This window comes from Streptomyces beigongshangae, from assembly GCF_019710745.1.
GTDB classification, from domain to species: domain Bacteria; phylum Actinomycetota; class Actinomycetes; order Streptomycetales; family Streptomycetaceae; genus Streptomyces; species Streptomyces beigongshangae.
On sequence record NZ_JAHKJW010000034.1, the window covers coordinates 54,350 to 77,999 of the forward strand.

Annotated in this window: 27 protein-coding genes, 1 tRNA gene and 1 riboswitch; of the genes, 9 read left to right on the forward strand and 19 right to left on the reverse strand. The window is 70.7% G+C overall.

Going from position 1 to position 23,650, the window contains the following annotated elements; all coding sequences use genetic code 11:
• Position 1: 1 nt before the first annotated feature.
• The 3 genes from KM933_RS24895 to KM933_RS24905 are packed head-to-tail and all read right to left on the reverse strand — an operon-like array spanning position 2 to position 2,708.
• Positions 2-1,015, reverse strand: coding sequence for an ABC transporter ATP-binding protein (locus KM933_RS24895; protein WP_430727363.1), 1,014 nt, complete (start codon positions 1,013-1,015; stop codon positions 2-4).
• A gap of 3 nt (positions 1,016-1,018) precedes the next feature.
• Positions 1,019-1,903 carry an ABC transporter permease gene (locus tag KM933_RS24900; RefSeq protein WP_308013536.1) on the reverse strand — a complete coding sequence of 295 codons (885 nt, stop codon included), beginning with the start codon at positions 1,901-1,903 and terminating at the stop codon, positions 1,019-1,021.
• Positions 1,896-2,708 carry an ABC transporter permease gene (locus tag KM933_RS24905; protein ID WP_221355853.1) on the reverse strand — a complete coding sequence of 271 codons (813 nt, stop codon included), beginning with the start codon at positions 2,706-2,708 and terminating at the stop codon, positions 1,896-1,898. The genes KM933_RS24900 and KM933_RS24905 overlap by 8 nt, the downstream gene beginning before the upstream one ends.
• A gap of 628 nt (positions 2,709-3,336) precedes the next feature.
• On the opposite strand from KM933_RS24905, the gene KM933_RS24910 reads away from it, so the two are divergent.
• A complete protein-coding gene (locus KM933_RS24910) occupies positions 3,337-5,823 on the forward strand; it encodes a transglycosylase domain-containing protein (RefSeq protein WP_260334117.1) in 2,487 nt (828 codons plus the stop codon).
• A 56-nt stretch (positions 5,824-5,879) separates the two neighbouring features.
• Here KM933_RS24910 and KM933_RS24915 read toward each other — a convergent pair whose 3' ends face one another.
• The 3 genes from KM933_RS24915 to KM933_RS24925 form a co-directional block, all read right to left on the reverse strand.
• Complete coding sequence (locus KM933_RS24915) at positions 5,880-6,200, reverse strand: DMT family transporter (protein WP_221355857.1); 321 nt, start codon at positions 6,198-6,200, stop codon at positions 5,880-5,882.
• Between the two features lie 28 nt (positions 6,201-6,228).
• A riboswitch (guanidine-III (ykkC-III) riboswitch) is annotated at positions 6,229-6,298 on the reverse strand.
• A 71-nt stretch (positions 6,299-6,369) separates the two neighbouring features.
• Positions 6,370-6,672 carry a GroES family chaperonin gene (locus tag KM933_RS24920; protein ID WP_052454563.1) on the reverse strand — a complete coding sequence of 101 codons (303 nt, stop codon included), beginning with the start codon at positions 6,670-6,672 and terminating at the stop codon, positions 6,370-6,372.
• Positions 6,673-6,794: 122 nt separating this feature from the next.
• On the reverse strand, positions 6,795-7,133 hold the full coding sequence (locus KM933_RS24925) for a DUF3618 domain-containing protein (protein WP_221355860.1): 339 nt from the start codon (positions 7,131-7,133) through the stop codon (positions 6,795-6,797).
• A gap of 157 nt (positions 7,134-7,290) precedes the next feature.
• Between KM933_RS24925 and bcp the strand changes: the two genes are divergently transcribed.
• From bcp to KM933_RS24940, 3 genes are all read left to right on the forward strand, one after another.
• Positions 7,291-7,758, forward strand: a complete 468-nt coding sequence (gene bcp, locus KM933_RS24930; protein ID WP_221355862.1) for a thioredoxin-dependent thiol peroxidase — start codon at positions 7,291-7,293, stop codon at positions 7,756-7,758.
• Positions 7,759-7,904: 146 nt separating this feature from the next.
• Positions 7,905-8,597: an HNH endonuclease signature motif containing protein gene (locus tag KM933_RS24935; protein ID WP_221355920.1), complete on the forward strand. Its 693-nt coding sequence runs from the start codon at positions 7,905-7,907 to the stop codon at positions 8,595-8,597.
• Positions 8,598-8,608: 11 nt separating this feature from the next.
• A tRNA-Leu gene (locus tag KM933_RS24940) sits at positions 8,609-8,685 on the forward strand.
• Between the two features lie 68 nt (positions 8,686-8,753).
• On the opposite strand, the gene rdgB is transcribed toward KM933_RS24940, so the two are convergent.
• The 4 genes from rdgB to KM933_RS24960 all read right to left on the reverse strand — a co-directional run bounded on the left by rdgB (position 8,754) and on the right by KM933_RS24960 (position 11,089).
• Entirely contained in the window at positions 8,754-9,356 is a 603-nt protein-coding gene (gene rdgB / locus KM933_RS24945; protein WP_221355864.1) for an RdgB/HAM1 family non-canonical purine NTP pyrophosphatase, read from the reverse strand.
• Between the two features lie 45 nt (positions 9,357-9,401).
• Positions 9,402-9,809: a hypothetical protein gene (locus KM933_RS24950; protein ID WP_221355866.1), complete on the reverse strand. Its 408-nt coding sequence runs from the start codon at positions 9,807-9,809 to the stop codon at positions 9,402-9,404.
• A 217-nt stretch (positions 9,810-10,026) separates the two neighbouring features.
• On the reverse strand, positions 10,027-10,764 hold the full coding sequence (rph, locus tag KM933_RS24955; protein ID WP_221355869.1) for a ribonuclease PH: 738 nt from the start codon (positions 10,762-10,764) through the stop codon (positions 10,027-10,029).
• 91 nt (positions 10,765-10,855) lie between these two features.
• Positions 10,856-11,089 carry a PTS sugar transporter subunit IIB gene (locus tag KM933_RS24960; protein WP_221355871.1) on the reverse strand — a complete coding sequence of 78 codons (234 nt, stop codon included), beginning with the start codon at positions 11,087-11,089 and terminating at the stop codon, positions 10,856-10,858.
• Positions 11,090-11,301: 212 nt separating this feature from the next.
• Here KM933_RS24960 and KM933_RS24965 point away from each other — a divergent pair, with 212 nt between their 5' ends.
• Together KM933_RS24965 and KM933_RS24970 are read left to right on the forward strand one after the other, a co-directional pair.
• Positions 11,302-12,588: a PTS transporter subunit EIIC gene (locus tag KM933_RS24965; protein ID WP_221355873.1), complete on the forward strand. Its 1,287-nt coding sequence runs from the start codon at positions 11,302-11,304 to the stop codon at positions 12,586-12,588.
• A gap of 239 nt (positions 12,589-12,827) precedes the next feature.
• A complete protein-coding gene (locus tag KM933_RS24970) occupies positions 12,828-14,078 on the forward strand; it encodes a PTS transporter subunit EIIC (RefSeq protein ID WP_221355875.1) in 1,251 nt (416 codons plus the stop codon).
• A gap of 84 nt (positions 14,079-14,162) precedes the next feature.
• Here the strand turns inward: KM933_RS24970 and KM933_RS24975 are convergent, their stop codons facing one another.
• Positions 14,163-14,915 (reverse strand): MBL fold metallo-hydrolase, encoded by a 753-nt coding sequence (locus KM933_RS24975; RefSeq protein ID WP_221355877.1) that lies wholly within the window; start codon positions 14,913-14,915, stop codon positions 14,163-14,165.
• 256 nt (positions 14,916-15,171) lie between these two features.
• Here KM933_RS24975 and KM933_RS24980 point away from each other — a divergent pair, with 256 nt between their 5' ends.
• Positions 15,172-15,660: a type II toxin-antitoxin system PemK/MazF family toxin gene (locus KM933_RS24980; RefSeq protein WP_221355880.1), complete on the forward strand. Its 489-nt coding sequence runs from the start codon at positions 15,172-15,174 to the stop codon at positions 15,658-15,660.
• Between the two features lie 192 nt (positions 15,661-15,852).
• On the opposite strand, the gene KM933_RS24985 is transcribed toward KM933_RS24980, so the two are convergent.
• The 7 genes from KM933_RS24985 to clpS all read right to left on the reverse strand — a co-directional run bounded on the left by KM933_RS24985 (position 15,853) and on the right by clpS (position 20,858).
• The gene (locus KM933_RS24985) at positions 15,853-16,803 is read right to left on the reverse strand and encodes a PLP-dependent cysteine synthase family protein (RefSeq protein WP_221355882.1); all 951 of its coding nucleotides are present in this window, start codon (positions 16,801-16,803) and stop codon (positions 15,853-15,855) included.
• A 25-nt stretch (positions 16,804-16,828) separates the two neighbouring features.
• Positions 16,829-17,107 carry a MoaD/ThiS family protein gene (locus KM933_RS24990; RefSeq protein WP_221355884.1) on the reverse strand — a complete coding sequence of 93 codons (279 nt, stop codon included), beginning with the start codon at positions 17,105-17,107 and terminating at the stop codon, positions 16,829-16,831.
• Between the two features lie 138 nt (positions 17,108-17,245).
• Entirely contained in the window at positions 17,246-17,347 is a 102-nt protein-coding gene (locus KM933_RS40500) for a putative leader peptide (RefSeq protein WP_311736770.1), read from the reverse strand.
• A 124-nt stretch (positions 17,348-17,471) separates the two neighbouring features.
• A complete protein-coding gene (locus KM933_RS24995) occupies positions 17,472-17,894 on the reverse strand; it encodes a M67 family metallopeptidase (RefSeq protein WP_221355885.1) in 423 nt (140 codons plus the stop codon).
• Between the two features lie 163 nt (positions 17,895-18,057).
• On the reverse strand, positions 18,058-19,515 hold the full coding sequence (locus tag KM933_RS25000) for an amino acid permease (protein WP_221355887.1): 1,458 nt from the start codon (positions 19,513-19,515) through the stop codon (positions 18,058-18,060).
• A gap of 331 nt (positions 19,516-19,846) precedes the next feature.
• Positions 19,847-20,452 (reverse strand): DUF2017 domain-containing protein, encoded by a 606-nt coding sequence (locus KM933_RS25005; RefSeq protein ID WP_221355889.1) that lies wholly within the window; start codon positions 20,450-20,452, stop codon positions 19,847-19,849.
• 88 nt (positions 20,453-20,540) lie between these two features.
• Positions 20,541-20,858 (reverse strand): ATP-dependent Clp protease adapter ClpS, encoded by a 318-nt coding sequence (gene clpS, locus KM933_RS25010; protein WP_149514112.1) that lies wholly within the window; start codon positions 20,856-20,858, stop codon positions 20,541-20,543.
• 96 nt (positions 20,859-20,954) lie between these two features.
• On the opposite strand from clpS, the gene KM933_RS25015 reads away from it, so the two are divergent.
• Together KM933_RS25015 and KM933_RS25020 are read left to right on the forward strand one after the other, a co-directional pair.
• On the forward strand, positions 20,955-22,283 hold the full coding sequence (locus KM933_RS25015; protein ID WP_221355891.1) for a nicotinate phosphoribosyltransferase: 1,329 nt from the start codon (positions 20,955-20,957) through the stop codon (positions 22,281-22,283).
• A 241-nt stretch (positions 22,284-22,524) separates the two neighbouring features.
• Positions 22,525-23,109: a nicotinamidase gene (locus KM933_RS25020; protein WP_221355893.1), complete on the forward strand. Its 585-nt coding sequence runs from the start codon at positions 22,525-22,527 to the stop codon at positions 23,107-23,109.
• A 148-nt stretch (positions 23,110-23,257) separates the two neighbouring features.
• Here the strand turns inward: KM933_RS25020 and KM933_RS25025 are convergent, their stop codons facing one another.
• On the reverse strand, positions 23,258-23,587 hold the full coding sequence (locus KM933_RS25025) for a hypothetical protein (RefSeq protein WP_221355895.1): 330 nt from the start codon (positions 23,585-23,587) through the stop codon (positions 23,258-23,260).
• Positions 23,588-23,650 lie beyond the last annotated feature (63 nt).

The following is a 23,650-nucleotide window of genomic DNA, read 5'->3' on the forward strand; positions in this document are numbered from 1 at the left end:
CCTACGAGGTCGTCTTCCCCGCGTACATGCGGCTGATGACCGCCTCGATGTCGGGTTCCCGCACCGACAGGTCGACCAGCGGGTACGCGGCCGCGATCCGCGCCACCAGCGGTGCCGCCGACTGCGCCGCGGGGAACGCGAGCCACTGCCGCGGCCCCTCGACCTTCACGACCCGAGCCGACCCGACGTCGATCGGGGGCAGTTCCCGCTCCAGGTCCACCACGAGCGTCCGCTCGCTCTCCCCCACCTCGTGCAGCCCGGTGAGCGGCCCGTCGTACATCAGGCGCCCGTGGTCGATGACCATCACCCGCCGGCACAGCTGCTCGATGTCGGAGAGGTCGTGGGTCGTCAGCAGCACGGTCGTGCCGCGCTCCGCGTTGAGGTCCCGCAGGAACTCCCGCACCCTGACCTTGCTGACCACGTCGAGCCCGATCGTCGGCTCGTCCAGGTACAGCACCTCCGGGTCGTGCAGCAGCGCCGCCGCGATGTCCCCGCGCATCCGCTGGCCGAGCGAGAGCTGCCGTACGGGCACGTCCAGCAGGTCGCCCAGTTCGAGGAGTTCGACGCACCGGTCGAGGTTCTCGGCGTACCGCGCGTCGGGGATCCGGTACATGCGGTGCATCAGCCGGTACGAGTCGACCAGCGGGAGGTCCCACCACAGGGTGGTGCGCTGCCCGAACACCACGCCGATGCGCTGCGCGAGCCGCGTGCGTTCGCGCGACGGGTCGATGCCCGCGACCCGCAGGTGCCCGCCGCTCGGGGTGAGGATGCCGGTGAGCATCTTGATGGTGGTGGACTTGCCCGCGCCGTTCGGCCCGATGTAGCCGACCATCTCGCCGCGCGACACGGTGAAGGAGATCGAGTCGACCGCCCGCACCCGCCGCCGCTCACGGCGCAGGAAGCCGGTCTTCCTGCGTACGTCGAAGACCTTCTCGACGCGGTCCAGACGGATGAGGGCGCCGTCACGTCCGTCCGTCCCGGTGGTGATGCCGCTGTCACTGGTGTCGGTGTCCACGCGCTAGCTCCCCGTGCTCCGGTACGAACGAAGGCCCGCCCGCCAGGCCAGACCCGACAGCGCGCAGCAGCCGGCGGCCACGAGCGGCGGCAGGAACGCCACCCACTGCGGCAGGTCGAGCGGATACGGCAGCCCGAGCACGTACAGCGCGGGCAGCCAGTTGACGAAGGCCAGCGGCAGGACGAAGGTCACCCCGCGCACCAGCTCCTTCGCGAAGACGGTCGGCGGGTACTGCAGCAGGGTGGTGCCGCCGTACGTGAACGAGTTCTGCACCTGGGAGGCGTCCTGCGCCACGAACTGGAAGGCCCCGCCCGCCACGAAGACCGCCCCGAAGATCGCCGCCCCGCTGACCAGCATCACCGGCATCAGCAGCACCTTCACCGGGGTCCACGCGATGTCGACCACCGTGAGCGCGTACCCGAGGACCAGCAGTCCCTGTGTGATCCGGCCCAGGCGGCGCAGTGCGAACCGGTCCGCGGCGACCTGCGCGAGCACCGGCGCGGGGCGCACGAGCAGCGTGTCGAGCGTGCCGTCGCGCACCCGCCCGCCCAGCCGGTCCATCGAGCCGAGGGCGAGGTCCGTGAGGCCGAACGCCGCACTGGACAGCCCGTACAGGAACGCCACCTCGCCCAGCCCGTAGCCGCCCAGCTCGTCGACCCGCGAGAACATCAGCAGGATCGCGACGAAGTCGAGCGCGGTTCCCGCGAAGTTGCCGAGGAGCGTCATCGCGAAGGACGCGCGGTACGCCATCGTCGAGCGGACCCACATCCAGGCGATCAGCCGGTAGGCGCGCAGCCCGTCCATCAGGCGCGAGCGGCCGACCCGCTCGAAACCCGGGGACGGCGCGCCCTGCCGCTGCCGCTGCCGCTGTTGCTGCCGGTCAGCCACCCTGGACCACCACCCTGCGCGTCGCCGCCGACTGGATCAGCCGGCCCAGCGCGAGCAGCCCGGCGGCCCAGGCGGCCTGGAAGGCGTACGTGCGCAGCAGCGCCCACCCCGTGCGCTCCCCGAGGAGCACGTCCGCGGGCACCTGGATCAGCGACGACCAGGGCAGCACGCGGGCCAGCTCACCGAGCGCGCCCGGGAAGACGTTCAGCGGCAGCGTCATCCCGGAGAAGAAGAGCCCCGCCAGGACGGCCAGCTGCTGCACGCCCGCCCCGTCCATGAACCAGAACGCCGCCAGCGCCACGAGGTAGCGGATCGCGAAACTCACCAGGACCCCGAGCAGCACGGCGCCGAGGAACGCCGCCCAGGTGCCGGCGTCGCCCGGCAGCGCGAGCCGGAACACGAGCCCGCCCAGGACCATCGGCAGCACGCCCCGCCCCAGCAGCTGGAAACCGGCCCGCCCCGCGTCGGCGGCCAGCCACCACAGCTGGAGGTCCGCGGGCCGGTAGAGGTCGATCGCGATGTCACCCGTACGGATCCGCTCGATCAGCTCGTCCTCGAAGCCGCCGCCCATCACCGCGACCACCGACAGCAGCCCCTGCCCCACCCACACGTACGTCACCGCCTGGGCCTGGTCGTACCCGCCGAGACCGGGCCTCTCGTCCCACAGCGCGATGTACGTGTACGCCAGGATCATGCCGAACACCGTGTTGGTGAACACGCCCGCGGCGGTGGCCACCCGGTAGGTCGCGTACCGCCGGAACCCGCCCGCCGCGACGGCGGCGTACAACCTGCCTGCCCCCTTCACGGGCGCCCTCCAGCCGTTCCGGACCAAAGCGCAGGAGCCTAGCCGCGGGGCCGCGCCGCGTGCCAGGCATTTTCTCCACGGCCTCCTCGGTTCCCTCCTCGGTTCCTTCCTCGGTTTCTGCCTCAGTTGTTATGCGACGCGTGCCACGTGACGGGAACGAATCGCCGGATGCGACAGTCTTCAAGGGGAGGGCGCCAAGGCGTACGAGGACGTACCGGACGTACGACGTGAAACGGGAGCACGGCACACGATGAAGGACCAGCCGCAGCCGCAGCAGCCGAGCGAGGGCTGGGCACGGAAAGAGCCCGGCCCCGCCCCCGCGGCGGCTTCGGGCACACCGAAGACACCGGACACACCGGACACACCGGGTACATCCGGTAAGCCCGGTAAGCCCGGCACACCGAGTAAATCAAATACATCGGGCGCAACGGATAAGCCGGGCACGAAAGACGCGCCGGACACACCGGACGCGACGCACACGGCCGCGCGCGCACGGGGTGCGGCGGGTACAGCAGGCACAACAGGTACAGCAGCGGGTACAGCAGGCGCGTCGAACGCGGCGAACACGACGAACACGGCGAACACGACGAACGCGGCAGGCACGGCAGACACGGCGAAGACGGCGCGCATGGCAGCGGTGCCGGGCGCGGCGGGCTCGCCGCGCCCGTCCGCCGTTTCGCACGCACCGGGCGCGCCCGGTATCCCGGGCGCCTCGGGTGCGCCGGGCGCGACCGGTACGTCCGGCGCGACCGACGCGGCCGGCAAGAAGAAGGCCAAGCGGCCCAAGCGCACCGGCTGGAGGCGACTGGTCCCCACCTGGCGGGTCGTGCTCGGCACGTTCGTCCTCGGGGCCCTGCTGCTCGTCGGCCTGTTCGCGCTCGGCTACTACGTGGTGAAGATCCCCTCGGCGAACGCGACCGCGACCAAGCAGAGCAACGTGTACCTGTACGCGGACGGCAGCCAGCTCGCCCGCGACGGCGAGGTGAACCGCGAGAACGTGACCCTGTCGCTGATCTCCGAGGACGCCCGGCACGCGGTGCTGGCCGCCGAGGACCGCGACTTCTACACCGAGTCGGCCATCGACCCCAAGGCGATGATCCGCGCCGGCTGGAACACCGCCACCGGCAAGGGCAAGCAGTCCGGCTCGACGATCACCCAGCAGTACGTGAAGAACTACTACCTGGCCCAGGAGCAGACGGTCACGCGCAAGGTGAAGGAGTTCTTCATCTCGATCAAGCTGGACCAGGAGAAGAGCAAGGACGACATCCTGGAGGGCTACCTCAACACCAGCTACTTCGGCCGCAACGCGTACGGCGTCCAGGCCGCCGCCCAGGCCTACTACGGCGTCGACGCCAAGGACCTGACGGCCGCCCAGGGCGCCTACCTCGCCGCGCTCCTCAACGCGCCGAGCGAGTACGACGTGATCGCCCACCCCGAGAACAAGCCGGCGGCGCTGTCCCGCTGGAACTACGTCCTCGACGGCATGGTCAAGAAGAAGTGGCTCACCTCGTCGGAGCGCTCCGGCATCGAGTTCCCCTCGCCCAAGGAGACGGTGATCGCGGCCGGGATGTCGGGCCAGCGCGGCTACGTCGTCAAGGCCGTCAACGACTACCTCGCCGACCACCGGATCCTCGACGAGGACGCGCTGAACGCGGGCGGCTACCGCATCACGACCACCCTGCAGAAGCCCAAGCAGGACGCGTTCGTGAAGGCCGTCGACGACCAGGTGATGGACGAGCTCGACAAGAAGAACCGCAAGGTCGACAACTACGTCCGCGCGGGCGGCGCCTCCATCGACCCGAAGACCGGCAAGGTCGTCGCGATGTACGGCGGCATCGACTACACGAAGCAGTACTACAACAACGCCACGCGCCGCGACTACCAGGTCGGCTCCATCTTCAAGCCGTTCGTGTTCACCGCGGCCGTGCAGAACAGGTCGGTCACCCAGGACGGCCGCACCATCACCCCGGAGACCGTCTACGACGGCACGAACAAACGCCCCGTACAGGGCTGGAGCGGCGGCACGTACGCCCCGGAGAACGAGGACCAGGTCTCGTACGGCCAGATCCCGGTCCGTACGGCCACGGACAAGTCCGTGAACTCCGTGTACGCGCAGATGGCCGTGGACGTCGGCTCCGCCAAGGTCGAGAAGACCGCCATCGACCTCGGCGTCCCGTCCGACACCCCCGACCTGACCGCGTCCCCGTCGATCGCGCTCGGCACGGCCACCGCCAGCGTCCTGGACATGGCGGAGGCGTACGCGACGCTCGCCAACCACGGCAGGCACGGCACGTACACGATGGTCGAGAAGATCACCAAGGACGGCTCGAAGGCCATCGAGCTGCCCGACCGGAAGACCAGGCAGGCCGTGAGCCGGCAGGCCGCCGACACCACGACCGCCGTCCTGCGGAGCGTCGTCGAGGGCGGCACCGGCACGGCCGCGCAGGCCGCCGGGCGTCCCGTGGTGGGCAAGACCGGCACCGCGGAGGAGGACAAGGCGGCCTGGTTCGCCGGCTACACCCCGAACCTCGCCACCGTCGTCGCCGTGATGGGCCAGGACCCCGACACGGGCGAGCACAAGGCGCTGTACGGGGCCCTGGGGCAGCAGCGCATCAACGGCGGCGGCTACCCGGCGCAGATCTGGGCCCAGTACACGAAGAACGCGCTGAAGGGCACGAAGGTCCAGGAGTTCGACCTGGACCTCCAGGCGGGCGGAGGGCGGCAGGAACTCCCGCCGGCCGACCCCGGCGACGAGGGGACCGGCACGGGCGGCACCACCACCGGTGGCGGCGGCACGACCGGCGACGGCGGCGAGGAGACGCCGGACGCCCCGGGCGGGGACGACGGCGGCACCACCACCGACGGGGGCACCACCGGCGGCGACGGCGGCACGACGACGGACGGGGGCACCACGACCGACGGCGGCACGACCGGCCCCGGTGGCGCCGTCGGCAACGGCGGGACGACGACCGACGGCGGCACCACCACCGGCGGCGACGGCGGCACGACCGGGCCCGGCGGCGCCGTCGGCAACGGCGGGACGACGACCGACGGCGGCGGTACGGCGGAGGGTGCGGACGGGACCACGGGAACGACGTTCGGAGGTCTCCCGTAGCCCCGGGGCCGGGCCGCCGCTGACAGGCGGCCCGGCCCGTCACCGGCGACCGGTGACTAGTGGCCGGAGGTCGCCTTCAGCCCGACCACGGCCACCAGGAGCAGGCAGACGAAGAAGACGCGGGCGGCGGTCGCCGGTTCACCGAGCACCGCCATCCCGTACACCGCCGCTCCGGCCGCGCCGATGCCCACCCAGACCCCGTACGCGGTACCGATGGGCAGCGTCCTCGCCGCCTGCGCCAGCAGGAGCATGCTGGCGACGATGCCGGCGCCGGTGAGCACACTGGGCACGAGCCGGGTGAACCCCTCGGTGTACTTCATACCGACCGACCAGCCGACCTCCAGCAGACCGGCGACGACAAGCAGGACCCAGGCCATGAGGCACCTCCGTGCGGAAATCAACAGGGGTGCGTCGTCTTTGCCTGTCCCGGTACGGCGCGTCTCGTCGGGTGTCCCCAACGGTAGCAAGGGGTGGCGCCGGACAGCCGGAAGGGGCTGGTGACGACGGTCACCAGCCCCCGGAGATCCTCGAAAGACACCCAGAGATTCAGAGATACAGCCCGGTGGAGTCCTCGGACCCCTCGAACCGGTCCGCGGCCACGGCGTGCAGGTCCCGCTCGCGCATCAGCACGTACGCGGTGCCGCGCACCTCCACCTCGGCACGGTCCTCCGGGTCGTACAGCACCCGGTCGCCCGGCTCCACCGTCCGTACGTTCTGCCCGACCGCGACGACCTCGGCCCAGGCCAGCCGCCGGCCCACCGCCGCGGTCGCGGGGATCAGGATGCCGCCGCCGGACCTGCGCTCCCCCTCGGCGGCGTCCTGCCGCACCAGCACACGGTCGTGCAGCATCCGGATGGGCAGCTTGTCGTCGTGATGGCTGCTGGGCTCATTGCTCTTGGTGCTCACGGTCCGAACCTACCTGCCTTCGAGCCGCCCGTGAGGGGGCGGGGTGCACGCGGTCGCGGGGCGGCTCAGCCCCTGCGGCGCCTGGTGCTCAGGGTGAGCAGTCCGACGACGCCGACCACCACGAGGGCCACGGGCACGATGCGGTCGAGCCGCGGCGCCCCGTCCTCCGTGACGAACTGCGCCTTCACCTCGTCGACGACGCGGTTGGCGCCGACGTAGGCGCGTCCGAGGGTGTGGTCGACGCTGGACGCCATCTTGGCCTTGGCGTCCCCGACGACGGTCTTCGGGTGCACCCGCACACCGATCTCGTCGAGCGTCTCGGCGAGGGTCTCGCGACGGCGTTTGATGTCCGCCTCGATCTGCGCCGGAGTCCTGGTGTCCGGCGTGCTCGACGTGTCCGACACGCGCTGCCTCCGTGGTCGTGGTGGTTTCTTCCCATGGCCTGTTCCCGTCGGCCCTGTCTCCAAGCCACAGTCTGTCAGCTTCCCTCGCCGCGCACCGCCCGGCACCCCCATTACGCTCGCTTCCGTATCCACCACCTCGCAAGGAGACCGAACCGAGATGAGCGAGCGACTCGAGCCCGGCGACACCGCCCCCGCCTTCACCCTGCCGGACGCCGACGGCAACGAGGTGTCCCTCGCCGACCACAAGGGCCGCAAGGTCATCCTCTACTTCTACCCGGCCGCCCTCACCCCGGGCTGCACGAAGCAGGCGTGCGACTTCACGGACAACCTGGACCTGCTCGCGGGCGCCGGCTACGACGTCATCGGCGTCTCCCCCGACAAGCCGGAGAAACTCGCCGCGTTCCGCGAGAAGGAGAACCTGAGGGTCACGCTGGTCGGCGACCCGGACAAGAAGGTCCTGGACGCGTACGGCGCCTACGGCGAGAAGAAGAACTACGGCAAGACGTACCTGGGCGTCATCCGCTCCACGATCGTGATCGACGAGGAGGGCAAGGTGGAACGGGCCCTCTACAACGTCCGGGCGACGGGCCACGTAGCCAAGATCATCAAGGACCTGGGGATCTGAGGACCGGGCCGGCTCCCGGACACCCCCGGAACGGCCCGCCCGCTGGAAGCGGCGCGGGTCGTTCCGCATTTCGGACGTGACCACCCGGCAGCCGGTCCGTTACTCCGTACGGGGCCGCGAACACACGGCCGGAACGGAGGGGTCCCCTGCCGGTCAGCCCGTACACGAGGGAACGGCTGGAAGAGGCGGCGAGCTCGTCACGGACGCTGTCGGAGGCGCTGGGGAAGCTGGGGGTGGATCCGAGGAGTTCGAGACGCGACTACATCCGGGGACGCTTGAGGAAACTGGCGGTTGACACCTCACACTTCGAGCCTGAGAGAGCCAGGTGGACGAAGGAGATTCTCGAACCGGTCGTCGCTTCGTCGAGAAGTGTCAATGAAGTGGTGCGGCGGCTCGGGCTCGATTCCGTGGGCGGCCACCACACGAACATCGCACGGCGCATCAAGGCGTACGGGCTGGACACCACACACTTCAGCCCGGTGGTCCGCACCGAGACGATGCGTGACAACCAGCGCCGTAGGACAGCAGGCGAAATTCTGGTCGAGGACACCTCGGCCCATGCGAGGCGCACCCCGGGCAGCCGGCTCAAACGAGCATTGCGTGAACTGGGCATCGACGAGCGATGCGGCTTGTGCTGGATCGAAGCGTTGTGGCTGGGAGAACCGCTACCGCTCGAGGTCGACCACATCGACGGCAACTGGCGGAACAACCGGATCGAGAACCTGCGATTCCTGTGCCCCAACTGCCACGCCATCACCAGCACCTGGTGTCGAGGAAGTCGACGACGGCGCTCATGGTCCGCTTCTTCTCGTGGCAGTCGGCCTCACCCAGTAAAGTAGGGAGCGGTCCAGCGCCTGTACTCCAACTGGCAGAGAGATTGGTCCTAGGAACCAACTGTTGTCGGTTCGAATCCGACCGGGCGCACCACGGCCGAAGGCCCAGCACGCATACCCGTGAGCTGGGCCTTCCTCATGCCGAGGCGTTCCGGGGACGGGTCAGCCCAGCAGTTCCCTCACCGCCGGTGCCAGTTCGCGGAACGCCTTGCCGCGGTGGCTGATCGCGTTCTTCTCGTCGGGGGTCAGTTCCGCGCAGGTGCGGGTTTCGCCGTCGGGCTGGAGGATCGGGTCGTAGCCGAAGCCGTGGGTGCCGGCGGGCTCGTGGCGCAGGGTGCCGCGCAGGCGGCCCTCCACCACGCGTTCGGTGCCGTCGGGCAGGGCGAGGGCGGCGGCGCAGGCGAAGTGGGCGGCGCGGTGCTCGTCGGCGATGTCGCCGAGCTGGGCGAGGAGCAGCCTGAGGTTGGCCCGGTCGTCGCCGTGCGTGCCGGACCAGCGGGCGGAGAAGATGCCGGGGGCGCCGCCGAGCACGTCGACGCAGAGGCCGGAGTCGTCGGCGACGGCGGGCAGGCCGGTCGCCCGGGCGAGGGCGTGGGCCTTGAGGAGGGCGTTCTGCGCGAAGGTGACGCCGGTTTCCTTGACGTCGGGGATGTCCGGGTAGGCGTCCGCGCCGACGAGGTCGTGCTGCAGACCTGCGGCGGCGAGGATCGCCCTCAGCTCGGTGATCTTTCCGGGGTTGCGGGTGGCGAGGATCAGGCGGCTCATGGTGCTCACCCTAGCCAGGTCATCCTGGTCAGGCGGAGGGTGTCCTCACGGGGTGCAGACCTTCGTCAGTTCGCCCGCCGCGTCGGTGACGGAGCCGATGTCGGGGGTCGGGTCGCCGTCCCTGATGGCGGTGCGGACGTCGGTGACCGCCGCCTGGAGGTCGTCCACCGCCTTGTTGATGTCGGTGTCGTCGGTCTTGTCGTTGATGGTGTCGAGGTTCTTGTCGATCGAGTCGAGCGCTTCGTCCGCCTGCGTCGGGTCGTTCGCCGCGTTCTCCACGGCCTGCTGGAGGTCGGTGACGCTGTCGGCGATCGTGTCGGCGGTCTGGACGCAGTCGAGTGCCTTGTTGACGGCGTCGCAGCCGGTGGTCAGTCCGGCGGTCAGCGCGACGGCCGCCACGGCCGCGGCGACGGCGGTGGTGCGGCGGCGGGGTCGGCGGCGGCTCGCGGCCATGGAACGTCCTCCCGTGGTCAGGCCCCGTGGGCCCCGTCCGGTGGGTCTGAGGACCCCCGGTTAGGTACTGGCCGGGCGGCACCGGTGTGCCGTGCGCCCGCATCTGTAGGGACGCGGCGGCCGGTGCCCCGGTTGCCCGCGGCATCCGGCCGCCTTGGTACGTCCTTTACCTTTCGGGGCCCGTCACCCTTCGGGGCCCGTCACCCTTCGAGGGCCGTCAGCCTTCGAGGACCGTGTCGAGTGCCGTGCGCTGGGCGGTGGCGAGTTCGGTGCAGCCGAGGGCGGCGAGGTCGAGGAGGGAGTTGAGTTCGTCGCGGTCGAACGGCTCGGCCTCGGCGGTGCCCTGCACCTCGACGAAGCGGCCGTCCCCGGTGCAGACGACGTTCATGTCGGTGTCGGCGCGCACGTCCTCCTCGTAGCGGAGGTCGAGGAGGGGGACGCCGCCGACGATGCCGACGGAGACGGCGCTGACGGTTCCGGTGAGGGGCCGGCGGTTGGCCTTGACGAGCTTCCTGCCCTGGGCCCAGGAGACGGCGTCGGCGAGAGCGACGTACGCGCCGGTGATGGCGGCGGTGCGGGTGCCCCCGTCGGCCTGGAGGACGTCGCAGTCCAGGACGACGGTGTTCTCGCCGAGCGCCTTGTAGTCGATGACCGCGCGCAGGGAGCGGCCGATGAGCCGGCTGATCTCGTGGGTGCGTCCGCCGATCCTGCCGCGGACGGATTCGCGGTCGCCGCGGGTGTTGGTGGCGCGGGGCAGCATGGAGTACTCGGCGGTCACCCAGCCCTCGCCGCTGCCCTTGCGCCAGCGCGGGACGCCTTCGGTGAAGGAGGCGGTGCAGAGGACCTTCGTGTCGCCGAAGGAGACGAGGACGGAGCCCTCGGCGTGCTTGCTCCAGCCGCGTTCGATGGTGATCGGGCGGAGCTGTTCGGGCGTGCGGCCGTCGATGCGAGACATGGCGCCGAGCCTAGTCGTTCACGGCTGAGGGGCCGCCCGGTCACCGGAAGCGGCCCCTCAGGGGCGGGATCTCCACGCCTGTGTCAGGTCTTCACATCATGTCTTCGATGTCCGCGGCGATCGGGTCCGCGTCGGTGCCGATGACGACCTGGATGGCCGTGCCCATCTTGACGACGCCGTGGGCGCCCGCGGCCTTCAGGGCGGCGTCGTCGACCTTGCTCGGGTCGACGACCTCGGTGCGCAGCCGGGTGATGCAGCCCTCGACCTCTTCGATGTTGTCGATGCCGCCGAGCCCGGCGACGATCTTCTCAGCCTTGCTGGCCATGTCCCACTCCCTGATCCGAACCGCTTTGTCGCAGTAACCCACAGTTGGCCCATCTTCGCGAGCGGTTGCGGCGCCCTTGCCGAAGGATGGCGATCACGACGGCGCAAACCGTTCGCGAACTGGTCTACACCAGTTTTCGACGGCCGCCAAACCCGCCTCGTCCCCGGATGCACGACGGCGCTCCGGGGGCCCGGGGACGCAGGAGGACAGCCATGAGTACCGACAGTGCGGCCGCGCCCGCGCGTTCCCGCTGGAGCGGTCTGTTCCAGGGCCTGCAGAAGATGGGCCGGAGCCTTCAGCTGCCCATCGCCGTACTGCCGGCCGCGGGCATCCTCAACCGCCTGGGGCAGCCGGACGTGTTCGGGGCCGACGGTCTCGGGTGGACGGACGTCTCCAAGGTGATGGCGGGCGCGGGCAGCGCGCTGCTCGACGGTTCGCTCGGGCTGCCGCTGCTGTTCTGCGTGGGCGTGGCCATCGGCATGGCGAGGAAGGCGGACGGTTCGACGGCCCTGGCCGCCGTGGCGGGCTTCCTCGTGTACTACAACGTGCTGCGGCAGTTCCCGCAGGACTGCGCGGACGGGGCGGAGGCGGTGGCCACGGGGTGCCGGGCGCAGGACGGCACGGTGGCGGCCTTCACGTACCAGAATCCCGGTGTGTTCGGCGGCATCGTCATCGGGCTGCTGGCGGCCTACTTCTGGCAGCGCTACCACCGCACGAGGCTGGTCGACTGGCTCGGCTTCTTCAACGGCCGCCGGCTCGTGCCGATCATCATGGCGTTCGTGGCGATCGCGTTCGCCGCGCTCTGCCTGTGGGTGTGGCCGCCGATCGGCCGGGGCCTGGAGGACTTCAGCGACTGGCTGGTCAGTCTGGGGGCGTGGGGCGCCGGGGTCTTCGGGCTGGCGAACCGGGCGCTGCTGGTGATCGGGCTGCACCAGTTCCTGAACGTGCCCATGTGGTTCCAGTTCGGCAGTTACACGAGGCCGGACGGCACGGTGGTGCACGGTGACATCAACATGTTCCTGGCGGGTGATCCGGACGCGGGCCAGTTCACGTCCGGCTTCTTCCCCATCATGATGTTCGCGCTGCCGGCCGCGTGCCTGGCCATGGCGCACTGCGCGAAGCCGCACCGCCGCAAGGAGATCGGCGGGCTGATGCTGTCGATCGCGCTGACGTCGTTCGTCACGGGGATCACCGAGCCGATCGAGTACTCGTTCGTGTTCATCGCGCCGGTGCTGTACGCGGTGCACGCGGTGCTCACGGGCGTGTCCATGGCGGTGACGTGGGGTCTGGGCGTGCACGACGGTTTCAGTTTCTCGGCCGGTCTGATCGACTACGTCATCAACTGGAACCTGGCCACCAGGCCCTGGGCGATCATCCCGATCGGCCTGGTCTTCGCGGTCGTGTACTACGCGGTGTTCCGTTTCGCGATCACGAGGTTCGACCTGCCGACTCCGGGGCGGGAGCCGGAGGAGGAGGTCGAGGACGTGACCAAGGCCTGACGCCGCGTCCGTCCCCGGAGGGTCGTCGGAGGGTCCCCGGAGGGTCCTCCGTGAGCCCGCCAGGGGCCCTTCGGGTGGCTTCGGCCGGATATGCGGCGACTCCTGCCACTCCGCTCCCGGCCGTAGAATTCGTGGGTTCCTTATCTCACCTTCACCGTGCTACAACAGGTCTACACCACTGAGTGGTGTAGACCACGCGGACGCTGCACATCCGGCAGCACGCAGCACATGGAGGAACGATGACCACCGCCACAGCTCCGGCGGCCCCCACGAAGAAGTGGGGCTCCGGCCTGTTCCAGGGCCTGCAGAAGGTCGGCCGCAGTCTGCAGCTCCCCATCGCCGTGCTGCCGGCCGCCGGTATCCTGCTCCGCCTCGGGCAGCCCGACGTGTTCGGCGCCGACGGACTCGGCTGGGACAAGGTGGCGTCCGTGTTCGCCACCGCCGGCGACGCGGTCTTCGCCAACCTGCCGCTGCTGTTCTGCGTCGGCATCGCCATCGGTTTCGCCAAGAAGTCCGACGGCTCCACCGCCCTCGCGGCGCTGGTCGGCTTCCTGGTCTACAAGAACGTGCTCACCGCGTTCCCGATCACCGAGGCCAAGGTCCAGGACGGCGCGGACGTCGCCGCGACCTACAACGACCCCAAGGTGTTCGGCGGCATCATCATGGGCCTGATAGCCGCGGTCACCTGGCAGCGGTTCCACCGCACCAAGCTGCCCGACTGGCTCGGCTTCTTCAACGGCCGCCGCCTCGTCCCGATCCTGATGGCCTTCATCGGTACCGCCGTCGGCGTCTTCTTCGGCCTGGTCTGGGAGCCCGTCGGCGACGTCATCACCGACTTCGGCGAGTGGATGACCGGCCTCGGCTCGGTCGGCGCCGGTATCTTCGGCGCGATCAACCGCGCGCTGCTCCCGGTCGGCATGCACCAGTTCGTGAACACGGTCGCCTGGCAGGAGATCGGCAGCTACACGGACTCCGCCGGTGCCGTCTGGCACGGTGACCTGCCCCGCTTCTTCCACGGTGACCCGACCGCCGGCCAGTTCATGACGGGCTTCTTCCCCATCATGATGTTCGCGCTGCCGGCCGCCGCCCTCGCGATCACGCACTGCGCCCGCCCCGAGCGCCGCAAGGCCGTCGGCGGCATGATGGTCTCCCTCGCGCTGACGTCGTTCGTCACGGGCATCACCGAGCCGATCGAGTTCGCGTTCATGTTCATCGCGCCGCTCCTGTACGTGATCCACGCGATCCTGACCGCCCTCTCGATGGCCATCACCTGGGCGCTGGGCGTGCACCACGGCTTCAGCTTCTCGGCCGGTGCCATCGACTACTTCCTGAACTGGAACCTCGCGACCAAGCCGTGGCTGATCATCCCGATCGGTCTGGTCTTCGCGGCGATCTACTACGTGACCTTCCGCTTCGCGATCATCAAGTTCAACCTCACCACCCCGGGCCGCGAGCCCGAGGAGGAGGTCGAGGACCTCACGAAGGCGTGAGCCCCCGGCACGACGGGAGGGCCCCGGAACCGTTCGGTTCCGGGGCCCTCCCGTCGTGTGTGCGCCGTCCTCGGATGTCAGATGTCAGATGTCGTACGTCGTCCGCGGCACCGCCAGCTCCACCGGTCCCGCGAACGCCTCGCGGGCGTGCGCCAGGTTGGTCCGGGGGTCCGTCCACGGCGGGATGTGGGTGAGGACGAGGCGGCGGGCTCCGGCGCGGGCCGCGGTCTCGCCGGCCTCGCGGCCGTTGAGGTGGAGGTCCGGGATGTCCTCCTTGCCGTGCGTGAACGCGGCCTCGCAGAGGAACAGGTCGGTGTCGCGGGCCAGTTCGTCGAGCGAGTCGCACACGCCCGTGTCCCCGGAGTACGTCAGCGAACGCCCGCCGTGCTCCAGGCGGATGCCGTACGCCTCCACGGGGTGGCTGACCTTCTCGGTGTGCACGGAGAAGGGGCCGATCTCGAAGGAGCCCGGCTTGACCGTGTGGAAGTCGAAGACCTCGCTCATGGAGGAGGCGGAGGGGGTGTCCGCGTACGCGGTGGTGAGGCGCTGCTCCGTGCCCTCGGGTCCGTGGACCGGGATCGGATCGCAGCGGCCGCCTTCATGGCGGTAGTAGCGCGCGACGAAGTACGCGCACATGTCGATGCAGTGGTCGGCGTGCAGATGGCTGAGGAAGATCGCATCGAGGTCGTAGAGACCGCAGTGGCGCTGCAGCTCGCCGAGGGCACCGTTGCCCATGTCGAGAAGCAGCCGGAAGCCGTCGGCCTCGACGAGGTAGCTCGAACAGGCCGATTCCGCGGACGGGAACGACCCCGAGCAGCCGACGACGGTGAGCTTCATAGAGCAGAAACCTCCGCTGGCGGGAAGTGAGACGGGGGTCGTGACGGGGGTCGTGACGAAGGTCGTCACGAGGGCGTGACGAGGGTCGTACGGTCCGTCGAGCGTAAGGCGCGGGAGCGCGGGTCGCTCCTCCGCGGAGGGCCGTTGTGGGGGAACTCACCTGCGCTGTCACCGGTTCGGGGGCCTTCCGGTCCGGTGGCGGGCGGGACGGGAGCGGGCAGGCGTGGGCGAGGGCGTGCCGGGTACCGTCGTACGCATGAACACGTCGTGGTGGCTCGCGCTCGTCGCCGTGGTACTGCTCGCGGCCGTCGCGACGTTCGTGGACGGCTGGGGGCGCGGACGGAAGCCGTCCGGTTCGCGGCGGCCCGCTCGCCGGCCCGAGCGGCGCCCCACCCGGCGGCCGCCCGGCCGGTCCGACGGTGCGGGCCGTCCGCCCCGGCCGCGGCCGGCCGAGATCTGGTGGGCGAACGTGCCCTTCGAGGACGGGCCGGGGGCGAAGGACCGGCCGTGCCTGGTCCTGTCGGTACGGGGGCGCAGGGCCGTGGTCGCCAAGATCACCACGAAGCACCACGACGAGCGGGACGGGGTCATCGCGCTGCCCGCGGGCTCCGTGGGGGACGCCCGGGGGCGGGCGAGTTTCCTGGAGACGGAAGAGTTGCGGGGGGTGCCGGTGCGGGAGTTCCGGCGGCGGGTGGGCGAGGTCGACCCGCGGGTCTGGGAGCAGGTCCGCCACCTGGCGGGATAGGGACCCTTCCGCCCCCCGGACCCCCGGTTCCGCCCCCGGACCGCCGGTCCCGGTCCTTCAAACCGCCGGACGGTCCCTCAACCGCCGGAGGGGCTGAATATCGGCCCGCCCGGCCATCGGGTACCGGCCCGCCCGGCGATCGGGGACGGGCGCGCAGGCGCGATCACGCAGGGCTGAGTCGCGAACCGCGGCTCAAGCCCACAGCTGGCCCTGCAACGTGGCGATCGCTTCCTCCGTCGTCGCGGCCGTGTAGACCCCCGTCGACAGGTACTTCCAGCCGCCGTCGGCCACGACGAAGACGATGTCGGCCGGCTCACCGGCGGCCACGGCCTTGCGGCCCACGCCGATCGCCGCGTGCAGTGCGGCGCCCGTGGAGACCCCGGCGAAGATCCCCTCCTGCTGGAGGAGCTCCCGCGTCCGCGTCACCGCGTCCGCCGACCCGACGGAGAAGCGCGTGGTCAGCACCGACGCGTCGTAGAGCTCGGGGACGAAGCCCTCGTCGAGGTTGCGCAGGCCGTAGACGAGGTCGTCGTAGCGCGGCTCGGCCGCGACGATCTTCACGTCCGGCTTGTGCTCGCGCAGGAAGCGCCCCACGCCCATCAGCGTCCCCGTCGTGCCGAGCCCGGCGACGAAGTGGGTGATCGAGGGCAGGTCGGCGAGGATCTCCGGGCCGGTCGTGGCGTAGTGCGCCCCCGCGTTGTCGGGGTTGCCGTACTGGTAGAGCATCACCCAGTCGGGGTGCTCGGCGGAGAGCTCCTTCGCCACGCGTACCGCCGTGTTGGAACCGCCGGCCGCCGGGGACGGGATGATCTCGGCGCCCCACATGCCGAGCAGTTCGCGCCGCTCCTGCGAGGTGTTCTCGGGCATGACGCACACCATGCGGTAGCCCTTGAGCTTCGCGGCCATGGCGAGCGAGATGCCGGTGTTGCCGGACGTCGGTTCGAGGATCGTGCAGCCGGGGGTGAGCCGCCCGTCCTTCTCGGCCTGTTCGATCATGTGGAGCGCGGGGCGGTCCTTGACCGAGCCGGTCGGGTTGCGGTCCTCCAGTTTCGCCCAGACGCGGACGTCGGCGGACGGCGAGAGCCGCGGCAGGCGCACCAGGGGGGTGTTGCCCACCGCGGCCAGCGGGGAGTCGTAGCGCATCGGCGATCAGAGCCCGGCAGCCCGGTCAGACCATGCCGCCGGCGACGGCCGGCAGGATGGTGACGCTGTCGCCGTCGGTGAGCTTGGTGTTGATGCCGTCGAGGAAGCGGACGTCCTCGTCGTTGAGGTACACGTTCACGAAGCGGCGCAGTTCGCCCCCGTCCACGATGCGGGCCTGGATGCCCGTGTGGCGGCTTTCGAGGTCGTTGAAGAGCTCGGCGAGGGTCTCCCCGCCGCCCTCGACGGCCTTCTGGCCGTCGGTGTAGGTGCGGAGGATCGTGGGGATGCGGACCTCGATGGCCATGGTGACGGGCTCCTGTCGGAAGGTGGGTCGGGTCTGGGTGCGCGCGGCAGCGCGGGGGTGCGGGAGTGCGATGGAGCGGAGGGGCGCGCCGGTCGCGGCCCCGCGGAGCCGTGGCCCACGGCCGGACGGCGGCAGGGGTCAGCGCGTACAGATGGCGCTCTGCAGCCTGCACAGGTCGACGTGCAGCCGCGCCACGAGCAGCATGCCCGGCGTCTTGTCGCTCACGTCGTGGAAAACCATGGGCTCATCGTATCGATTCCCGGTCCGGATCCCGGAATGTGATCTCGGATGATGGATGAACTCTGCCCGAAATGTGGGACCGGCCGAAATCGGGCAGGCCGGGGCGAGTGGGGGGCGGGCGGATTCAGTACGTCTCCACCACCGTGACCTCCTCCTCCGTGACCTCGCCGTCGACGATCCGGAAGGAGCGGAACTGGAAGTCGCCGAGGCCGTCGGTGTCCGCGGTCGAGACGAGGACGTAGTGCGCGTTCGGCTCGCTCGCCAGCGAGACGTCGGTGCGGGACGGGTACGCCTCGGTCGACGTGTGGGAGTGGTAGACGACCACCGGCTCCTCGTCGCGGTCGTCCATCTCGCGGTAGAGCTTGAGCAGGTCCCCGGAGTCGAACTCGTAGAACGTCGGCGACATGGCGGCGTTCTGCATGGGCACGAAGCGCTCGGGGCGGCCGGTGCCCTCCGGGCCCGCGATCACGCCGCACGCCTCGTCGGGGTGGTCCTGGCGCGCGTGCGCGACGATCTGGTCGACGAGTGCCTGGGTGATGGTCAGCATGGTGGCCAGGATAAGCAGAGGGCAGCCCCGTACCGGAGAGTGGTACGGGGCTGCCCACATGCTGGGCGGTGGGCCCTCGCACGTCCTGCTGCGGGGCCGGAGGGGCCCCTCGGCCGGTTCGGCCGGTTCGGCCGGTTCGGCCGGTTCGGCCGGTTCGGCCGGTTCAGCCGGTCTTCTCGAAGTCCGGCTCGCGGCGCTCGGTGACCTCCGGGTTGCGTGACCTCAGCACGGCCCAGCCGATGCCCAGCGCGACCGCCCAGCCCGCCATCACGTACAGGCAGACGCGGGAGTCGGCGTCGTAGGCGATGAGGCCGGTGACGAAGAGCAGGAACGCGACCGCGACCCAGCTGAACTTCGCGCCCCCGGGCGCCGGGAAGGGCGACGCGGGCAGCCGGCCGGCGTCGACGGCGCGGCGGTAGAGGATGTGGCTGACGAGGATCATGAGCCAGGTCCAGATGCCGGCCGCGGTCGCCACGGAGACGACGTAGCCGAAGGCCTTCTCCGGGACGATGTAGTTCAGGATCACGCCGATGCCCATGAAGAGCATGGAGACGGTGATGCCGAACGCGGGCGCCTTGGTGGCGGACAGCCGGTTGAAGACCTTCGGGGCCTCGCCGTTGTCCGCCAGGGTGCGCAGCATGCGGCCGGTGGAATACATGCCGGAGTTGCAGGAGGACAGGGCGGCCGTCAGGACGACGAAGTTGACGATGCCCGCGCCCGCCGGGATGCCGATCTTCGCGAAGGCCGCGACGAAGGGGCTGACGCCCGGCGCGAACTCCGTCCACTTCACGACGCAGAGGATGACCGTGAGCGCGCCGACGTAGAAGAGGGCGATGCGCCAGGGCAGGGTGTTGATCGCCTTGGGGAGGGTCTTCTCCGGGTTCTCGGACTCGCCCGCGGTGACGCCGACGAGCTCGACGGCGAGGTAGGCGAACATCACGCCCTGGAGCGTCATCAGGGACGAGCCGATGCCCTTGGGGAAGAAGCCGTCGAAGGCCCAGAGGTTGGACACGGCGGCGGTGTCGCCCGCGGAGCTGAAGCCGAAGGTGAGCACGCCCAGGCCGATCAGGATCATGCCGATGATGGCGGTGACCTTGACCATCGAGAACCAGAACTCGATCTCGCCGAAGAGCTTGACGGAGATCAGGTTCGCCGCGAAGAGCACGAGCAGGAAGACCAGCGCCGTGACCCACTGCGGGATCTGCGGGAACCAGTAGTTGACGTAGATCGCGGCGGCGGTGAGTTCCGCCATGCCGGTGACGACCCACATCAGCCAGTACGTCCAGCCGGTGAAGTAGCCGAAGAACGGGCCGAGGAACTCGCGGGAGTACTCCGCGAAGGAACCCGAGACCGGGCGGTAGAGCAGGAGCTCGCCCAGGGCCCGCATGATGAAGAAGATGACGACGCCCGCGAGGGCGTACATCAGGATGATGCTGGGGCCCGCCTTGGCGATGTTCGCCCCGGCGCCCAGGAAGAGGCCGACGCCGATGGCGCCGCCGATCGCGATCATCTGGACCTGACGGCTGCCGAGCCCGCGCTCGTAGCCCTCTCCGGGCGCGTCGCCGCCGGCGCCCTTGCCGCCGTGCTCGCCGTCGTGCTTGCCGACCTGCACCGAGGTCATGTCTCGTGCGCCTTTCTCCATGCCGGTCCGAGCCGTCGTCGGCCGCGGACCGATTTCCGATCCCCCCGGATTCCTGGAGCGGAGCGGTCTCCCCGGGACCGCTCGTGCCTGGCCGGCGGTCGCCGGCTCGGTGGCGCACCCGGCAGGACGCGGGTGGTGTCCCGCCGGGCGATCGTGAAGATTTATCACGATCACGACGCCGGTCGTCCGCGCGGTCTGTAGCGCATGCCACAAGAAGAAGCGGACATACGACACCCGGGTCCGCATAGCGGGCCCGGGCGGTAATGCGATCGTTATCCGGATTTGAGCGTCCGCTGAGCGAACATTTATGTCATGTCATCAACGTTTCAACCAGTGTCTCCTGCAACCCGCCCAGCCACAGGTAGGCCATCACCATCGGCTTGCGCGGGTCCTCGTCCGGCAGCCGGTAGAGGAGGTCCGTGTCCTCCTCGTCCACGACGTCCAGCCGGGAGGCGATCGCCAGGCGCAGGTCGTTGAGGGAGCCGAGCCACCGCTTCGAGTCCTCGGCGGTCAGCTTCAGGACCGCGCCCCCCTCCCCCGCGGCCGTGAGGGCGTCCAGGGAGCGGATCACCGCGAGCGCGTTCTCCCGCTTGCCGGCGCGCAGGTCGTTCTCGGTGAAGCGGCGGAACTCCGAGGAGTACGCGCGCTGTTCCTCCGCCTGCTCGGGCGAGGTGACCTCGACGCCCGGACCGCCGTAGGCGTCCGGGAAGAGGCGCTTGAGCACGGGGTCGGAGGGCGGCTCACTCGGTCCCTCCGCGAAGAGCTCGGCGAGCGGGTCGCCGGAGGGCTCCCCGCCCGGGCCCGGCCCGATGAGCTCCATGAGCTGCACGGCGAGGGAGCGGATGATGGAGATCTCGACCTCGTCGAGCGCGACGGCCGCGCCGCCGCCGGGGAGCGGTTCGAAGTGTCCTGGCATCAGGGTGCGTCGCTACTTCCAGTACTGCGCGGATGTCGGGTGCTGCGCGGATGTCGGGCGGATACCGGCCGTGCCGCGGCCGGCCGGGTCAGTTCCGGTCGTGCTGGAGCGTGGCCCAGAGGCCGTAGCCGTGCATGGCCTGCACGTCGCGCTCCATCTCCTCACGGGTGCCGCTGGAGACGACGGCCCGGCCCTTGTGGTGCACGTCCATCATCAGCTTGGTGGCCTTGTCCTTCGAGTACCCGAAGTACGTCTGGAAGACGTAGGCCACGTAGCTCATCAGGTTGACCGGGTCGTTGTGGACGATGGTCACCCAGGGGACGTCGGGCTCGGGTACGGCGAAGACCTCCTCCGCCGACTCGGTCTTCTCGGTCTCTAGGGGTGCGGGAGCCGTCACACGGCCCATGCTGCCACCCCGGACGGGTGCCCGGCCAAACGAGCCCCGGAAATCACCCGCCCCACAAATCGTCAGAGTGACGAGATAGGGGGTAGCATCCCTGCCATGAACACTGCGGACCTAGGGCTGCCGGTGGACGTCCCGTCGACCGCGCTCTTCACGGACCACTACGAGCTGACCATGCTGCAGGCCGCCCTCAGGGGCGGCAGCGCCGACCGGCGTTCGGTCTTCGAGGTCTTCACCCGCCGCCTGCCCGAGGGCCGCCGCTACGGCGTCGTCGCGGGCACCGGACGCGTCCTGGACGCGGTGGAGAACTTCCGCTTCGACGCGGGCGTGCTCGGCTTCCTGCGCGAGCGCGACGTCGTGGACGGCCCGACCCTGGAGTGGCTGGCCTCGTACCGCTTCACCGGGGACGTCTGGGGCTACCCCGAGGGCGAGGTGTACTTCCCCGGGTCGCCGATCCTGCGGGTCGAGGGCTCCTTCGCGGAGTGCGTGCTCCTGGAGACCGTGATCCTCTCCATCCTCAACCACGACTCGGCCATCGCGGCCGCCGCCTCCCGGATGGCCTCGGCGGCCGGCGGGCGCCCGCTGATCGAGATGGGCGCCCGGCGCACCCACGAGCTGGCCGCGGTGGCGGCGTCCCGGGCGGCGTACGTCGGCGGCTTCACCACCACCTCGGACCTGGCCGCGGGCTTCCGCTACGGGATTCCGACGGTCGGCACGTCCGCCCACGCCTTCACCCTGGTGCACGACACCGAGCGGGACGCCTTCCGGGCCCAGGTGGACTCGCTGGGCAAGGGCACCACGCTGCTGGTGGACACGTACGACGTCGCCGAGGCCGTACGGCTGGCCGTCGAGGTGGCCGGGCCCGAGCTGGGGGCGGTCCGCATCGACTCCGGCGACCTGCTGCTGGTGGCGCACCGGGTGCGCCAGCAGCTCGACGAGCTGGGCGCCACGAAGACGCGGATCATCGTGACCTCGGACCTGGACGAGTACGCGATCGCCTCGCTGGCCGCGGCGCCCGTGGACGCGTACGGCGTGGGCACCCAGCTGGTGACGGGCTCCGGCCACCCGACCGCGTCGATGGTCTACAAGCTCGTCGCGCGCGCCGGGTCGGCGGACCCGAAGGCTCCGCTCGTGTCGGTGGCCAAGAAGTCCTCGGGCGGCAAGACGTCCATCGGCGGCCGCAAGTGGGCCGCGCGCCGGCGCGACGCGTCCGGGGCCGCCGAGGCCGAGGTGATCGGCACCGGACCGGTTCCGGACGAGCTCGGCGACAGCCTGCTCCAGGTGCGGCTCGTCGAGGGAGGCCGGGTCGTCGCCCGCGAACCGCTGGACGTCGTACGCGAACGGCACGCCCGGGCCCGCGCGGGCCTGCCCCTCTCGGCGACCCAGCTGTCGCGGGGGGAAGCCGTCATTCCGACCGAGTACGTCTGAGACACGCGGTCCCGGGCCGGCGACGGCCCGGGACGACCCTCCCGCCGACGCCCCCGCGCACGGGCCCGTACGGGCATGAAGGGGCGGGAAGCCGGGAAGGGCAACGGCAACGACCGCAGCCTTCGCCCGTCCGCACACCGGGGCGGGCACCTGCCGGCCGGAGTCCGGGGGACCACGGCCCGCACCCCACACCACCGGCCTCCTCGCGGAGCGCCGCCTGCCGAACCGAAGGACACCGACCATGCGCCGCGCCCTGATCGTCGTAGACGTGCAGAACGACTTCTGCGAGGGAGGCAGCCTCGCGGTCTCCGGCGGCGCGGATGTCGCCGCCGCGATCACCGAGCTGATCGGGCAGGCCCCCGCGGGCTACCGCCACGTGGTGGCGACCCGGGACCACCACATCGCCCCCGGCGGCCACTTCGCGGACAACCCCGACTACGTGCACTCCTGGCCCGCGCACTGCGTGGCCGGCACCGAGGGCGTGGGCTTCCACCCGAACTTCGCCCCGGCGGTCGCCTCCGGCGCGATCGACGCGGTCTTCGACAAGGGCGCCTACACGGCGGCGTACAGCGGCTTCCAGGGCGCCGACGAGAACGGTGTCGCGCTGGCCGACTGGCTGCGCACCCGGGAGGTCACCGAGGTCGACGTCGTGGGCATCGCCACCGACCACTGCGTGCGCGCCACCGCGCTGGACGCGGCCCGGGAGGGCTTCCGCACGCAGGTCCTGCTGGACCTGACGGCGGGCGTCGCCCCGGACACCACGGCCCGGGCCCTGGAGGACCTGCGCGAGGCGGGCGTCGAACTGACCGGCAAGCCGGTGGTCTAGCCCCGTAAGGGGCGCGGGGAACTGCGCGACCGGCCACGACGCACCCGCAGCGACACGGCGACCGCGATGCCGCCCGCACGTCGGCCGCGGGCCGGTGAGGGCTGAGCGCGCAGTTCCCCGCGCCCCTGAGAAACGACGGTGCCCGCCGTCACAAAGGCGCGGCCGGCCGCCGCATCAGCGTGCGGATCGGGTGCCACAGCTCCGCCACGACCGCGTCCGCACCCGGTGCCGTACGCCATATGAGCCCGTCCGGATGGTGCAGCACCGCGGTGATCTCGTCCGGCGTCGGGGGCGCGCCGTTGCCGCGCAGGTACACCGCCCGCAGCCCCAGGTTGCGCAACCGCGTCAGCGCGCGGGCGCGGTTCTGCGCGTGCACCAGCACCCGCACCGAACCGCTGCCCGAGGCCACCGGCCGGGGCAGGTTCAACGCCACCACGACGGTGCCGTTCGGCAGCCTGCTGAAACCTCCTGCGGCCATGCGGTCACACCCCCGTGCGCTTCGGTGTCAATAAGAGAGTCACAGGAGGCACCTAAACACGAT

Coding starts and splice junctions, on each gene's coding strand:
- KM933_RS24910 (WP_260334117.1), top strand. CDS start 3,337: ATGGCAGCGGTGCCGGGCGCGGCGGGCTCGCCGCGCCCGTCCGCCGTT.
- KM933_RS24915 (WP_221355857.1), bottom strand. CDS start 6,200: ATGGCCTGGGTCCTGCTTGTCGTCGCCGGTCTGCTGGAGGTCGGCTGG.
- KM933_RS24920 (WP_052454563.1), bottom strand. CDS start 6,672: ATGCTGCACGACCGTGTGCTGGTGCGGCAGGACGCCGCCGAGGGGGAG.
- bcp (WP_221355862.1), top strand. CDS start 7,291: ATGAGCGAGCGACTCGAGCCCGGCGACACCGCCCCCGCCTTCACCCTG.
- rdgB (WP_221355864.1), bottom strand. CDS start 9,356: ATGAGCCGCCTGATCCTCGCCACCCGCAACCCCGGAAAGATCACCGAG.
- KM933_RS24950 (WP_221355866.1), bottom strand. CDS start 9,809: ATGGCCGCGAGCCGCCGCCGACCCCGCCGCCGCACCACCGCCGTCGCC.
- rph (WP_221355869.1), bottom strand. CDS start 10,764: ATGTCTCGCATCGACGGCCGCACGCCCGAACAGCTCCGCCCGATCACC.
- KM933_RS24960 (WP_221355871.1), bottom strand. CDS start 11,089: ATGGCCAGCAAGGCTGAGAAGATCGTCGCCGGGCTCGGCGGCATCGAC.
- KM933_RS24965 (WP_221355873.1), top strand. CDS start 11,302: ATGAGTACCGACAGTGCGGCCGCGCCCGCGCGTTCCCGCTGGAGCGGT.
- KM933_RS24970 (WP_221355875.1), top strand. CDS start 12,828: ATGACCACCGCCACAGCTCCGGCGGCCCCCACGAAGAAGTGGGGCTCC.
- KM933_RS24975 (WP_221355877.1), bottom strand. CDS start 14,915: ATGAAGCTCACCGTCGTCGGCTGCTCGGGGTCGTTCCCGTCCGCGGAA.
- KM933_RS24980 (WP_221355880.1), top strand. CDS start 15,172: ATGAACACGTCGTGGTGGCTCGCGCTCGTCGCCGTGGTACTGCTCGCG.
- KM933_RS24985 (WP_221355882.1), bottom strand. CDS start 16,803: ATGCGCTACGACTCCCCGCTGGCCGCGGTGGGCAACACCCCCCTGGTG.
- KM933_RS24990 (WP_221355884.1), bottom strand. CDS start 17,107: ATGGCCATCGAGGTCCGCATCCCCACGATCCTCCGCACCTACACCGAC.
- KM933_RS40500 (WP_311736770.1), bottom strand. CDS start 17,347: ATGGTTTTCCACGACGTGAGCGACAAGACGCCGGGCATGCTGCTCGTG.
- KM933_RS24995 (WP_221355885.1), bottom strand. CDS start 17,894: ATGCTGACCATCACCCAGGCACTCGTCGACCAGATCGTCGCGCACGCG.
- KM933_RS25000 (WP_221355887.1), bottom strand. CDS start 19,515: ATGACCTCGGTGCAGGTCGGCAAGCACGACGGCGAGCACGGCGGCAAG.
- KM933_RS25005 (WP_221355889.1), bottom strand. CDS start 20,452: ATGCCAGGACACTTCGAACCGCTCCCCGGCGGCGGCGCGGCCGTCGCG.
- clpS (WP_149514112.1), bottom strand. CDS start 20,858: ATGGGCCGTGTGACGGCTCCCGCACCCCTAGAGACCGAGAAGACCGAG.
- KM933_RS25015 (WP_221355891.1), top strand. CDS start 20,955: ATGAACACTGCGGACCTAGGGCTGCCGGTGGACGTCCCGTCGACCGCG.
- KM933_RS25020 (WP_221355893.1), top strand. CDS start 22,525: ATGCGCCGCGCCCTGATCGTCGTAGACGTGCAGAACGACTTCTGCGAG.
- KM933_RS25025 (WP_221355895.1), bottom strand. CDS start 23,587: ATGGCCGCAGGAGGTTTCAGCAGGCTGCCGAACGGCACCGTCGTGGTG.